11 protein-coding genes are annotated in these 13,264 nt (G+C 52.2%); 2 read left to right on the top strand and 9 right to left on the bottom strand.

All coding sequences use genetic code 11. The annotated features are described in order from the left end of the window. Positions 1-58 precede the first annotated feature (58 nt). The 8 genes from FGS84_RS01995 to hrcA all read right to left on the bottom strand — a co-directional run bounded on the left by FGS84_RS01995 (position 59) and on the right by hrcA (position 8,870). Positions 59-670, bottom strand: a complete 612-nt coding sequence (locus FGS84_RS01995) for a biotin transporter BioY (RefSeq protein WP_138306060.1) — start codon at positions 668-670, stop codon at positions 59-61. 45 nt (positions 671-715) lie between these two features. Next, a complete protein-coding gene (locus FGS84_RS01990; protein ID WP_138306059.1) occupies positions 716-1,306 on the bottom strand; it encodes a hypothetical protein in 591 nt (196 codons plus the stop codon). Positions 1,307-1,329: 23 nt separating this feature from the next. Beyond that, positions 1,330-2,214, bottom strand: coding sequence for a sugar nucleotide-binding protein (locus tag FGS84_RS01985; protein WP_138306239.1), 885 nt, complete (start codon positions 2,212-2,214; stop codon positions 1,330-1,332). Between the two features lie 95 nt (positions 2,215-2,309). After that, positions 2,310-3,800, bottom strand: coding sequence for a transglutaminase-like domain-containing protein (locus FGS84_RS01980; protein ID WP_347563765.1), 1,491 nt, complete (start codon positions 3,798-3,800; stop codon positions 2,310-2,312). 157 nt (positions 3,801-3,957) lie between these two features. After that, complete coding sequence (gene dnaJ, locus FGS84_RS01975; RefSeq protein WP_138306058.1) at positions 3,958-5,109, bottom strand: molecular chaperone DnaJ; 1,152 nt, start codon at positions 5,107-5,109, stop codon at positions 3,958-3,960. Between the two features lie 151 nt (positions 5,110-5,260). Next, positions 5,261-7,126: a molecular chaperone DnaK gene (gene dnaK / locus FGS84_RS01970; protein WP_138306057.1), complete on the bottom strand. Its 1,866-nt coding sequence runs from the start codon at positions 7,124-7,126 to the stop codon at positions 5,261-5,263. 55 nt (positions 7,127-7,181) lie between these two features. Continuing rightward, positions 7,182-7,811, bottom strand: a complete 630-nt coding sequence (grpE, locus tag FGS84_RS01965) for a nucleotide exchange factor GrpE (RefSeq protein WP_347563764.1) — start codon at positions 7,809-7,811, stop codon at positions 7,182-7,184. Positions 7,812-7,817: 6 nt separating this feature from the next. After that, positions 7,818-8,870 carry a heat-inducible transcriptional repressor HrcA gene (gene hrcA, locus FGS84_RS01960; protein ID WP_138306056.1) on the bottom strand — a complete coding sequence of 351 codons (1,053 nt, stop codon included), beginning with the start codon at positions 8,868-8,870 and terminating at the stop codon, positions 7,818-7,820. A gap of 375 nt (positions 8,871-9,245) precedes the next feature. Between hrcA and FGS84_RS01955 the strand changes: the two genes are divergently transcribed. Further along, the gene (locus FGS84_RS01955; RefSeq protein WP_138306055.1) at positions 9,246-9,824 is read left to right on the top strand and encodes a 3D domain-containing protein; all 579 of its coding nucleotides are present in this window, start codon (positions 9,246-9,248) and stop codon (positions 9,822-9,824) included. Positions 9,825-10,095: 271 nt separating this feature from the next. After that, positions 10,096-10,824 (top strand): 3D domain-containing protein, encoded by a 729-nt coding sequence (locus FGS84_RS01950; protein WP_138306054.1) that lies wholly within the window; start codon positions 10,096-10,098, stop codon positions 10,822-10,824. Between the two features lie 146 nt (positions 10,825-10,970). Here FGS84_RS01950 and FGS84_RS01945 read toward each other — a convergent pair whose 3' ends face one another. After that, complete coding sequence (locus tag FGS84_RS01945; RefSeq protein ID WP_138306053.1) at positions 10,971-13,247, bottom strand: SpoIID/LytB domain-containing protein; 2,277 nt, start codon at positions 13,245-13,247, stop codon at positions 10,971-10,973. Between the last annotated feature and the right edge of the window lie 17 nt (positions 13,248-13,264).

Genomic DNA, 13,264 nt, shown 5'->3' with positions numbered 1-13,264 from the left:
ATCATCCGGCCTGCGTTCCCCCGGCCTGCCTCAGCTGGCCGGCTTCATCCGGCCTGCGTCACTCCATAAGCCGTCCCATGGAAGGCCGCAGGCGTCCCGCCACCGTCACTGCCAGGATACAGAGTATATAGTCCGGAATCATGGTAGGCAGGCAGTAGACCGCAAAAATTGCTCCCCAGCCCACCGTGTTGGGGGTCACCACCACAAAGTGGGTGATGAAGTAAAAGTAAAGAATTCCCATCCCATAGTAAATCACATAGCCCACCGTGGCGGAGAACAGCCAGGCTCCCGGCTTTGAGGCGTGCATCCACTCGCACAGCTTTCCCATCGCATAGGCTGCCAGGGCAAATCCCAGCAGGAACCCAAAAGTGGGCCGTATCAGATAAGAGGGCCCGCCGCCCCGGGCAAAAACAGGGATTCCCACCAGCCCAATCAAAAGATAGGTGGCCACACTGAGGAAGGCCCTTCTGGAGCCCAGAAGCAGACCGGCCAGAAGCACGAAAAACCACTGAAGGGTAAAATTCATGGTATCCGCCCCCACCGGTATCACAATCTTGATAAAGGCCCCCACTGCTGTCAGTGCCGTGAACAGCCCGCAGACCGTCAGATCCCTTGCCATCCCGTGCCGCTGTACCATTGTATGGCTTCCTGTGCCGTTTCCCTGTCTCATGTATTCCACTCCTTCTGTCTTATAAAAATCTTCCTGTCAGGCAAATCACATCATGCCCAGGTCAAATATCTTCCATTTTTCCCGCAGTCCAGACTCCCTGCCCACTGCAAAATCCCTGGTAAATTCGCCGTCCCCCCATTGGGGACCTCTCTCCAGAGCCTTTGGTGACCATCTCTGGGCAAAGGAGACACGGACCACCTTGTACCCCTCATATCCGCAGGATGCCGCCAGCTGGTCATAATGTTCCTTCTGGTCCGCGTATGCCTCCTGAGGCAGTGTCTCAAATCCATGGACAATATATTCCTGTATATAATAACCGTCCTTAAAATCCATGTCCTCCTGGTCAAAATTCAGGGCCTCCAGCTGATTCTGGGGAAACAGCCTTTTACACATATCAAACTGTCCCAGACCCCTATACTTAAAATACCAGGCAGCTGTCATCTGGGGCATGTCCGACGGCATGGACTCAAACTTCACATGTCTTGGAAGTGTCTCATCCTGTACCGTATATTCACTTACCAGCTCTTCTCCGCCCTTTGCCTTGTTGGCCGCAGCCACCCCGAACATGATAACCAGACAGAGCAGGGTCAGACCGCAGATTCTGACAGCCTGGGGCGATATATTCCGTTTACTCATATCATGCGTCCTTTCATAGCCGTTCAGCACCGTGCCTGGGACATTTCCCTGTGTTCCATGCAGCACTTCCTGATTCCCTCTGAGGTATTGAAGAACCGGATACCGTGGGACCTTATCTTGTCCGTATTCATGGTCAGGTTCCTGGGACAGGAGGCAAACCGTTCTTCATTGCGCTTCAGTATGCTGCCGGAATCACTGCCCGCCAGTTCCCTGAGGAACAGTCTGGCCGTGTCAAAGGTGCTGTAACGGTTCTCACTGCCGAAGTTGTACACGCCTCCGGGCAGCTCCATGGCTTCCTCCATATGGCGCACCACTTCCCACACATAGGTGACTCCCCTGTAATCATGGACAGGAAACTCCACCTCCTGCCGTTCCTTCAGAGCATCCATCAGCTTCTGTAAAAGCCCCTGGCCTGCCACCCTTCCCCTGGACGGGGCGTCATACATCCATGTAAGCCTGAGGGCCACTGCATTGGGCAGATACGTAAACATGGAATCCTCCGCCCGCTTCTTGTCCCTTCCATACACATTTCCCGGCTTTCCTTCACTGCCCTCGCGGTTGGGCTCCAGGGAGTGGGATGTATTGTAAATCTGGTCGGAACTGGTAAATATCATCCGGCTGCCGGCATTCCTGCACGCCTTGGCCAGGTTGACGGTTCCCCGTACATTCACTTTTTCTGAGAGGATTGGATTTCTTTCACAGGCGCCTGTGTTGGAAATTGCCGCACAGTGCAGGACATAATCCGGCCGGATGGCCTTTACAAAGGCGGAAACAGCCACAAAATCCTCAATATCCAGCTCCCTGTGTGTCACCCCCACTGCCTCATATCCGTTTCTGCCACTAAAATATTCACAAATCCTGGAACCGAGAAATCCCCCGGCCCCGGTAATCAATAAGCGTCTTTTCATTCTGTCCATATACCTTTCTGCAGATATGATAACATTATAGCCTACTAATTCTTACAATTCTTTACGGATTTCTTAATATTTTATCGGGCTCTTTTTTAATATGGCAGATTCTCCTGGAAAATCATCTCATATTTTGTGTTGTATTCCTCTTCCAGAAGGCTTCTGTCCCCGTATTCCGCCTCCCCCATCTGGTTATCATAGGGGTCGTTCCTCAAATGGACCATGGGCGGTTCAAACTCATGTCCGAACTCCCTGGCTGCCGGAAGGCGGAAGGGGTCCAGATTGCCAAAGTAAAAATCCCACCTCTGCGTCTCCCCCTCCCGGTAAGCCGCCCCGCCGAAGGAACAGTCCGCATAGCGCCAGCCATGGGATTCTGTATAAAACTGCGCCCAGTCGTGGCAGCTGATTTCAAAGGGTGATGTATAAAGACCTGCCTGCCATCTGGCAGGAATACCAACCGCGCGGCACAGGGTGATGAACAGCAGCGCCTGCACTCCGCAGTCTCCCTTCATGGATGATGCAGCATACTGGGGGATGTCAGTCAGGGTAAAATAACTGCGCACATAGGAATACATCACATGGGTGGTAATATAGTCGTATATTCGTCTGGCCTTCCTCAAGGGGTCCTGTTCCTCACCCGCTATCCCGGCTGCCAGTTCCCGGATAAAAGGGGTGAAACGGATATGGGGCTGCTGCTGAACCAGCCAGGCCTCCGGCGTTTCAGCAGAACCATTTTTCCGACAGGACTCTGCGCCCCGTTCTGAGCCAGGTTCCGGCCCGCCATGTTTAAGGCTTTCACAGGAGAAATCCAGATACGTTTCCTGATTCTCAAAGGAAAACTCCACCGAATATTCCTGTCCCTTCCTGTGTTTTGTATGGAAGCAGATGGTACGCTGAAAGGCATCCGCCCGCGCAATGGTATATTCCCAATTTTCAGCTTCCCTTCCCCCGATTCTGACGCTGTGGACGTTCACGTTCTTTATCTGGGCATATTCAATGGGAAGCGGAAGATAGACCTTGATTTCCTCCCCTGCCCGCTCTGCCTCCTCCCGGATTGCAAGGGTCCCGCGTATGCGGAATCTGCATCCCGCGCCTCCCTGCTCTTTCATGGCGGCAATGGTCCTGTTAAGCAGCGCAAAGTTCTCTGCCTTGGAACGGACCAGTTCCCGGTCCAGGGCCCGGTTCTCATATTCCTTTCTGGTCTTTAACACATTTCTCAGGAAACTGCTTCGGAAGCGGACCTCTCCGTCCACGTAAATCCAATCCGCTGCATCCTCCTCCCACAGGGTTTCCAGCTCGCTGTCCTCAAAATCCCTTACATTATCCCGCAGCATGGCCAAAGCCTCACTCCATGTATAGGGGTATTGTTCCGGCATCCGCTTAAGAATCTCTCTTTCAATCATAAGCCGCTTTTTTAAGACCAATGGAATGTCTCTTTTCAGCCTGTTGTCTATAATCCTGGCAGCCCTGTCAAATTCCCCTCTCCACTTAAGCTTTTCTATGTCTTCCGGCAGCGGAACCGCCAGCGTCCCAAAATAACTGTTATCCATCTGATTCTCCCTCTCCTTTTTACCTGTCACGGCCATTTTCCCAGCCTCCCCCATCCTCCCTGCCGCAGCATTTCCCCTGCTGCAGCATCCTGTCTGTCATTACCCTTTTTTGTCCGTTGCACAATACCGGGCATGGACGTAAAAGCCCGGACAGACTCTGGTGCTGCCTGTCCGGGCTCATGGTAATACGTATCTATTTGAAAATACCCTTTTTCTTAGGTTTCTCTTCCTCCTGGGAAGCGACGCCGTTCATTGCGTCGTCAAACCGCCTTAAGGCTTCCTTCTGGGCCTGGGTCATACGCTCCGGAACCTGTACCACCAGGGTAACATAGTGGTCGCCCCTGACATTGCGGCTGCGCAGAGAAGGAACACCCTTGCCCTTTAGCCGCACCTTGGTATCTGTCTGGGTGCCGGGCCTTACATCGTACTCCACCTCGCCGTCCACGGTCTTTATGCGAATCGGGCCTCCCAGCGCTGCCCGCGCAAAGGATATAGGCACTGTGGAATAAATGCTGGTATCCTGGCGCTTGAAAATCGGATGCTGGGAGACAACCGCCTCCACCAGCAAATCCCCCCGCTCGCCGCCGCCTGTGCCGGGCTCGCCGCCCCCTGCCAGACGCACGCACTGGCCGTTGTCAATGCCTGCGGGTATGGATACCTTGAATTTCTTGCGCACGGTCTTATATCCCGTACCGTAACAATCAGAACACTTTTCCTTGATGACCTGTCCGGTGCCGTTACAGTCCGGACATGTCTGTACATTCTGCACGGTCCCGAAAAAGGACTGCTGGGTGTACATGATTTTGCCCTTTCCATTACACTTTGCACAGGTCTGGGGGGAGGTTCCTGCCTTTGCGCCTGTGCCGTGACAGCTGGCGCAGGTTTCCTTGAAGTTAATCTCAATCTCTTTATCACAGCCAAATACGGCTTCCTCAAATGTAATCCTGACCGAAGTCTTTATGTTGGCGCCCCGTGAAGGCCCGCTTCTGGCCCTGGAGGACCTGCCGCCGCCGAAAATATCACCAAAGATATCGCCGAAGATATCACCCATATCCCCGCCAAAGTCAAAGCCGCCGAAGCCGCCGCCAAAGCCGCCTGCCCCAGCACCGCCCTGTTCAAATGCAGCATGGCCGAACTGGTCGTACTGCTGACGTTTCTGAGGGTCGCTTAACACGCTGTATGCCTCGGAAGCCTCTTTGAACTTGGCCTCTGCCTCCTTATCGCCTGGGTTGGCATCGGGGTGGTATTTCTTGGCAAGTTTCCTGTATGCTTTTTTCAATGCATCCTCATCTGCATCTTTGGGAACGCCCAGAACTTCATAGTAATCTCTCTTACTCTCTGCCATGTTGTTTACCTCTTAATCTATCTGAACGCCGCAAAACCAGCCCTGGCGGGCAGGTTTCAAAAGCACTCTTTATCAGCCACAAAGGGGGTAGTGGCCGGTTTCCCGGCTCCTAAGCCCCCTGTTTGTTTTATACGGATTTACTTCCTTACGCCTATACTTCCTTGAAATCAGCGTCTACAACGTCGTCTGCGCCTGCTGCACTGTTTCCTGCGCCGCCCATGTCAGGGCCTGCCTGGCCTGCTGCGCCGGATGCCTGAGCCTGCTCATATACCTTTGCAAACAGCTTCTGCGCGCTGTTCATCAGCTTCTCTCTGCCAGCCTTGATATCCTCTACCTGGGCATCAGTCATCTCTTCCAGCGGAGCGCGGTTGATGGCTTCCTTCAGGGCATTTAAGTCTGCTTCCACTTCTGCCTTGTCTCCTGGAGCAATCTTATCCCCAACCTCTTCCAGGGCCTTCTCGGTCTGGAATACCATGGAATCCGCATCGTTCCTTGCATCGATGGATTCCTTGCGCTTCTTATCCTGTGCCTCGTATTCAGCTGCTTCCTTTACTGCCTTATCAATATCGTCGTCTGACATGTTGGAGCCGGACGTGATGGTGATGTGCTGCTCCTTGCCTGTTCCCAAATCCTTTGCGGAAACATTCACAATGCCGTTGGCATCAATATCAAAGGTAACCTCAATCTGCGGAATACCTCTTCTTGCAGGCGGGATTCCATCCAGACGGAACTGTCCCAGTGTCTTGTTATCCCTTGCGAACTGGCGCTCGCCCTGTACCACGTGGATATCCACTGCAGTCTGGTTGTCGGCTGCGGTTGAGAAAATCTGGCTCTTCTTGGTAGGAATGGTGGTATTCCTCTCAATCAGCCTGGTAGCCACGCCGCCCATAGTCTCGATGGACAGGGAAAGAGGCGTTACATCCAGAAGAAGGATGTCTCCTGCACCTGCATCGCCGGCCAGCTTGCCGCCCTGGATGGCAGCGCCGATAGCCACGCACTCATCCGGGTTCAGGGATTTGCTTGGTTCCTTGCCTGTCAGCTGTTTTACCTTTTCCTGTGCAGCTATCATACGTGTGGAACCGCCTACCAGCAGTACCTTGCCCAGCTCAGAAGCCGTGATGCCCGCATCCTTAAGTGCGTTCTGCACCGGGATGGCGGTACGCTCTACCAGGTCATGGGTCAGCTCATCAAACTTAGCCCTGGTCAGGTTCATATCCAGATGCTTCGGTCCCTCGGCAGTTGCAGTGATGAAGGGCAGGTTGATATTGGTGGTGGTAGCTGTGGACAGCTCCTTCTTAGCCTTCTCAGCAGCTTCCTTCAGTCTCTGAAGGGCCATCTTGTCGCCCGACAGGTCCACGCCCTCAGCCTTCTTAAACTCGGAAATCATCCAGTTTGTAATTGCATTGTCAAAATCATCGCCGCCCAGACGTGTGTCGCCGTTGGTGGACAGAACCTCGATGACGCCGTCGCCGATTTCAATGATAGAAACATCAAAGGTACCGCCGCCTAAGTCGTATACCATGATTTTCTGCTCTTTTTCATTGTCAAGTCCGTAAGCCAGGGCTGCTGCCGTAGGCTCGTTGATGATACGCTTTACGTCCAGGCCTGCAATCTTGCCTGCATCCTTGGTGGCCTGACGCTGCGCGTCGTTAAAGTATGCCGGAACCGTGATAACTGCCTCTGTCACAGTCTCTCCCAGATAGCTCTCTGCATCTGCTTTCAGCTTCTGCAGAATCATAGCGGAAATCTCCTGTGGTGTGTACTTCTTTCCGTCAATGTCTACCCTGTAGTCCGTGCCCATGTGACGCTTGATGGAAGAGATGGTCTTATCTGCGTTGGTAACAGCCTGACGCTTTGCAGGTTCGCCAATCAGCCTTTCTCCTGTCTTAGTGAATGCCACTACGGATGGTGTTGTCCTTACGCCCTCCGCATTGGCAATAACAGTTGGTTTTCCGCCTTCCATAACAGCCACACAGCTGTTTGTCGTACCTAAGTCAATACCGATAATCTTGCTCATAGTCTTTTCCTCCTGATTATTTTTAGTGGGGTATATTTATAATGATTGGGATATGTCAATTTGCCACTTTTACCATACTGTGTCTTACCACGCTGTCCCTGTACATGTAACCCTTCTGCAATTCCTCCGCCACAATGTTCTCTCCCAGGCTGTCGTCATCCACGTGCATCACTGCATTGTGGAAGTTAGGGTCAAACTCCCGGCCTACTGCTTCAATGGCTTTTACGCCTGCTTCCTCCAGCGTTTTGCTCAACTGCTTATATATCTTCTCCATGCCCTCTGCAAGGGGTGTTCCCTTTGCATCCTCAGGCACAGTTGCCAGGCCTCTCTCAAAATTGTCGATGACGGGAAGGATTCTCTCTATGATGTCCTTTGCCCCCATCTCATACATGGAGGACTTTTCCTTGTCCGTCCTCTTGCGGAAATTCTCAAATTCCGCCATCTGGCGCTTCACCCGGTCGGTGAGCTCTTCTATCTTCTCATCCCTGGGGTCCTTTTTCTTTTTAAAGAATCCCTTTTTTTCTTCCTTTTCACCAGCAGGCGCTTCCTCTGTACCTTCCTCTGTTTCCTCCGGGGTACAGCCTTCTGCCGGCTCTCCGGCATTAGGGGCATCTTCTGTTTCCTGCTCTGTCTTCAGGGCCTCATCTTCCTTTTTTAACTCTTCGTCCTTCATATCTTCACTCACAGCTTATCACCTTTCATCTTTTTTAAATGCTGTATCCAGCTGATTCATCAGATTGCGCAGTGTCCCAAGGACCTTTTCATAGTCCATACGCTTGGGTCCTATGATACCGATGGTTCCTCTCAGGCCTCCTCCCAAATCATAATTGGCAGTGACCACACTGCAGTCCTTCATGGACTGCACCGGGCTCTCGTCACCGATATAAACCTGAATGCCCGCTTCTTCCTCTGTGCCGGAATTGACCTCCGCCACAAATTCCTGCAGCACTTCCTTATGTTCCAGTGTGTCAATGAGCTGGCTGGCCTTGCCGCCGTCCGAAAGCTCAGGGTACTTGAAAATGTTGGTGGCTCCGCTGGTATAAATCTGCAGGTCCTCTTCCCCTGCCTTGATGGCCTCCGCCACCTCATTCAGCACCAGGTCCACCACCTGGCTGTGGTTGCCTGCATCGCCCTTCAGCTTGCTGATAACATCCAGATTGATTTCCTCAATGGTCAGTCCGTTGAGGCTGCTGTTCAGCAGGATGTTCAGGTTCAGAAGCTCCTCATCACTCAGTTCGTCCGTGATATCAATCATGGTGTTCTTAATGATGTTGCCTTCCACCACCACGACCACCAGCAGCTTGTGCTTCTCCATTTTGGAAAGCTGGATGAACTTGAGCTTTGTCTTGTGATAACTGGGGCCGCTTATCATGGTGGCATAGTTGGTATTGGCAGCCAGCACCTGGGCCATCTTCTTAAGGACCAGCTCCAGCTTATCAACCTTCTGGACCATCATTTCCTTGAACTCAGTTACCTCGCTCTCCTTATCCAGCATAATCTGGTCCACATAGAACCGGTACCCTTTATCGGAAGGAATCCGCCCTGCCGAGGTATGGGGCTGTACAATATACCCCATCTCTTCCAGGTCTGACATCTCATTGCGGACGGTGGCAGAGCTGAGCTTCAAGTCTGAATACTTGGAAATGGTCCTGGAGCCAACGGGCTCCCCGGTTTCCAGATATGTCTTGATGATGGCCTTCAGTATAGTGACCTTCCTGTCGTCCAGGAGTGCATCCAATGGCATCTGCTCACCTTCCTTTCTGAAATTATTAGCACTCGACGTTTAGGAGTGCTAACATCTACATTCCATAATATATTCCTTCTGGCGCCATTTGTCAAGAGATAAAAGCAAATTCTTTTCATATTATTTGTGTCTTCCATTCTCCCCCCGGCACATCATGTGCCATTTCCTTTTCGTATCAACTAGATAATGGATTTCACCCTCCACTTTTTACATAAATATACCAATTTTGCGGCATATTCTCTCCACATTTTATACTCTTGTAACACTTGCTTAATTATTTCAACTTGACAAGTAACATTTTTGTAATATAATGAAGGTACAACTTTATAAGACATATAAAACCATAACAATGTCATAAGATTGCGAGGTAGTTGTATGCATTACATTAAGAAAACCCTTCTGGCAGCAGCCATGGCTGCATTCAGCCTCACGGTGGCTTTTCCGGCATTTGCCGATGAACCGGTGGGGACGGATGTAACCGTAGTGGATGCCGGTACATCAGATACGCCCGAGGACACAGCCCAGGATGTCCAGGAATCCCAGGAAACCTCCGGTTCACGGGAATCCAAAGGCCACAGGGCCGCTGTTGTGAATGAAGACGAATACATCGCCCAGGGACCGGGCGCCCAAAAGGAAGAGAAGGAAGAGGCTCCGGCTCCCAGTGAGACATCGCTGGGACGTTTCACCATCACTGGATACTGCGGCTGTGAACAGTGTTCCGGCGGTCATAACCTTACCTATTCTGGAGCGGTTCCAACTCCCAATCACACGATTTCTGCTGATTTGAACTATTTTCCTCTTGGCACTAAGCTGAAGATTGACGGCATTGTCTACACAGTGGAGGACAAAGGCTCTTCTGTGAACGGTAATATTCTGGATATTTTTTACGGCTCCCATGAGGAAGCCCTGGCCAAGGGTACATATACTGCAGAGGTATTCCTAGTGCAGGATTGATTCATAATGTGAGAATAATGATACCAGGCAAATGAGCCTGGTATTTTTTTTGCCCTTCTCCTTAAAAACAGATCCGGGCCAGAAATAATTACCAAAATACGGCTATATTTGCAGGAAATGGCCTTATTTCCATATTTTTCCTTGACAAGAGGAAAAAAATATGGTAAAAACTTGTTTATTGCTCATATATTACAAAAGTATTACATATTATTTATTAATGTATTAAAAATCTTTTTCTAATTATTACTTGAGCAATAGGAGGTATTACACCATGAAATTAAGACACTTACTGACCGGAGCTATCCTTACTGTCAGCCTGCTTGCGGCCACTGCCATCACAGCCCTTGCAGCAGCGCCAAAAGGAAGGTTCGAAACAGTGAACAGCACCACCATCAGCGGCTGGGCTTACAACAGCAGTACCCCTGATGATGCGCTTAACGTAAGGATATCCATCAAAGATAAGAATACAGGCGAGGAAGTTTTTTCCCAGAGGATGACGGCCGGGGAATACAGCGACGAGCTTTACGGCAGCGGCAAAGGCAACGGATGCCACGCCTTCAACCTTAACATGGACTGGAGCACCCTGCCCGACGGCGTCTATCTGGTAGAAGGCTATGTGGGAGACAGTGATTTTTCCAATCCCAGGACCTATACCAACGGCAATCCCGAAGCCAGGGAAGCAGCCCCTGCAGCCACAGCTCAGAACCTGGTTCCCCTGGGCGTGTTCAAGACAACAGGCTATTGTCCGTGCAGGGCCTGTTCCGAGGGCTGGGGACGCCATACCTGCACCGGTGCAGTGGCCACGGCAGGCCACACCATTGCAGTGGACCCCAGGGTGATTCCCTACGGCTCCAAGGTTATGATTAACGGCGTCGTCTATACGGCGGAGGACCGGGGCGGAGCTGTCAGAGGCAACCACATTGATATTTTCTTCAATACCCATGCCGAGACACGCCAGCACGGCACACAGAACGCAGAGGTCTATCTGGTGCAGTCATAAGGCATATGTTCCGGATTTTATTTTCCAACGAAGCAAAAAGAACACCCCGGCAAAGCCTTCAGGGCCCAGCCGGGTTGTTCTTTTTTATATTCTTTTTTATATTCTCTTTTATATTCTCTTTTCTGTTTCCGCTTAATCCGCCGGAATCACTGGTTTTCCGTGCACTCCCTCAATTCTGTTCCCTGGTAGAAAAAGTCCAGTATCTGTTTGTATCCCTTTCCTGTCTTTGCCATGCCCTGGGCGCCGTTCTGGCTCATGCCGACGCCGTGTCCGAAACCGCCCCCATATATATGGAAAGAAATACTCCCGTCCTCCCCTGTTCTCTTTTCAATGGCAATGAATGCACTGGGCAGGGCGGCTGTTCCCGTCATGGTTCCCCCGTCCTTTTTGGTGATGGTCAGGGACGGATTTCCCAGCGCAGAACGGATGGCGGACTGCCCCTTGATGGTTACGGTACCGCCGGTGCCTGTGACCGTCAGCTCATCTGCTATGCCTCCCGGCCCCCGGTCCGTTATGGTCATGTCCTGTACCTGACCGGCTCCGCTAATCTGGGACGAAGCAATGTCAGCCGGAAGGTCTGTCTGCCAGCGGAACATGGGATAAGAAGTATCAAAGGCAATCACGTCCTCCCTCTTGATATAGGATTCAAAACCCTGGTTGTCTTCCTTACCCAGGCTCCGCCCTCCCTCTTTCACTTCCACTGCCCTCAGGTAGGGATATTTCCCGCTGTCAGTCCCCCATACGCCTGCATCCGCAGTACGGCCGCAGGAGGTGGAAAAGTAGAACGCCTCAATAGGCTTATCCCCGTAGAACAGCATCTTTCCGTATGTCTCCTTCACAGCCTGGGTGGACTTATCGTCAGCCTTGGTATTATTGTAGACCTGGAAATTCGTACTGTCATCCACATGGGCGCCGTACTGGCTGTAGGTGTTGCCCTGTATCTGCCGGTAGGCATAGGTCCTGGCGCACACAGCCTGGGCTTTCAGCGCCTCCTTCTCATAGGACGGCGGCATCTCGCTGGGCACTACCTTTGTCAGATAATCCTCCAGATACAAATCATTGACCAGCACCAGGCCCTCCGGCGTCCCCTTGATTTCCAGACTTCCGCTGTAAACCGGCGTGCCCTGGCTCCGTTCAATGGAACGGATGGTAATGGCCTCCGGCTCATCCGGTGTGATAATCATGCGCCCATACTCCAGGTAAGGGCTGTCAGGGCCCACTGATAGCTGCGTGCCGGCCTCCAGGCGCTCTCCCACCATCTTTCCCTTGGCATTCTCATATTCCAAATCAGCACCGCATCCCAGCACCAAATCAGCAGAGGCATGGAACACACGTTTAAATCCAGTATCCATTAGGAGGACGCGGATGGTCTTGGCATCAAATTCCCGCTCCAGAAGGGCTGCGCACAGCTGTCCGTCCGCCGCCACAAATTCCTGCAGGTTATAGCCAACCAGTATGTCCGAAGCCTTCAGCACCTTAAAATCCCCATATACCTTATATACATGGAAATTGGGAGCCAGAGGAATCTCCCCATAGCCTTCTATCTCAATGGCGCCCTCTGTCACGGACAGGACCTTACCGCTCAGACGGTCCCTTTTCATGGTTATCCTGACCAGCTTGCCGTCCTCCATGTGGAGGTCAGCCAGGTTGCCGGCCATCTCCTCCTCCCCGCCAAGCTTGGCGCTCACCGGGAACTCGCGGTAGGCCGTGCCCAGATACGCCTTAAAATGCCGGCCGTCGCTTTCAGCCAGCCATACATTCTCATAGACCACGTTCCTGGACACCAGGCCCGAGGTAATCATCTCCCCGTTCCTGGCCAGAAACCGTATCTCACAGTCCAGGAACGCGTCCAGTGCAAGTCCCTGGAACCCGAAGTTGCCGGCCGTGGTATAGGCCGTCCAGCTCTCGGCCTGGTCAAGGTTGGACGGGGTGCCGTAGAGCACAGCCTCTATCTCCTCCACCTTTCCCTCCGGGTCCGTCTCCTTCAGGATGGAATCATACAGTTTCCACCAGTCCTCCTCGGGATATGCCTGGCCGCGGTTATTCCTGGTGGAGCCGGCCTGGAGCTTCAGCTTGCCGGACACCTGGCCGGCCATGTATGCAGCCTCTGCGTATGTAAGATATCCCTGGGCCGAGGACAGGGAAGCAGGCGTAAGCTCCGGGTCCAGACAGCCTTCATCATAGAGATAATCCATGTATTTGACAAACCAGTTGTCCTTTTCTTTTGCTGAAAAATGGGAGGTTCCCCGTTCCTTCGCCCTCTTCTCACACTCTTCCTTGTCCGTAAGGGCCAGAGCCATGGCCTTAAACGCCTGGGCCCTTATGATTCCGTCCCTGGGCGGCTCCATCTTCACGATTATCACCATCAGCGTGACCACTACCAGTATCACGCCGCTTACCCATGCAATCATTCTGTTCTTCATATTCGGTCCAACTCCTG

The sequence above is a fragment of the Clostridium sp. 1001271st1 H5 genome (genome assembly GCF_005845215.1).
Lineage (GTDB): Bacteria > Bacillota > Clostridia > Lachnospirales > Lachnospiraceae > Enterocloster.
Note: the sequence above shows the minus strand (reverse complement) of the source record. Positions and strands in the feature narration are given on the sequence as shown.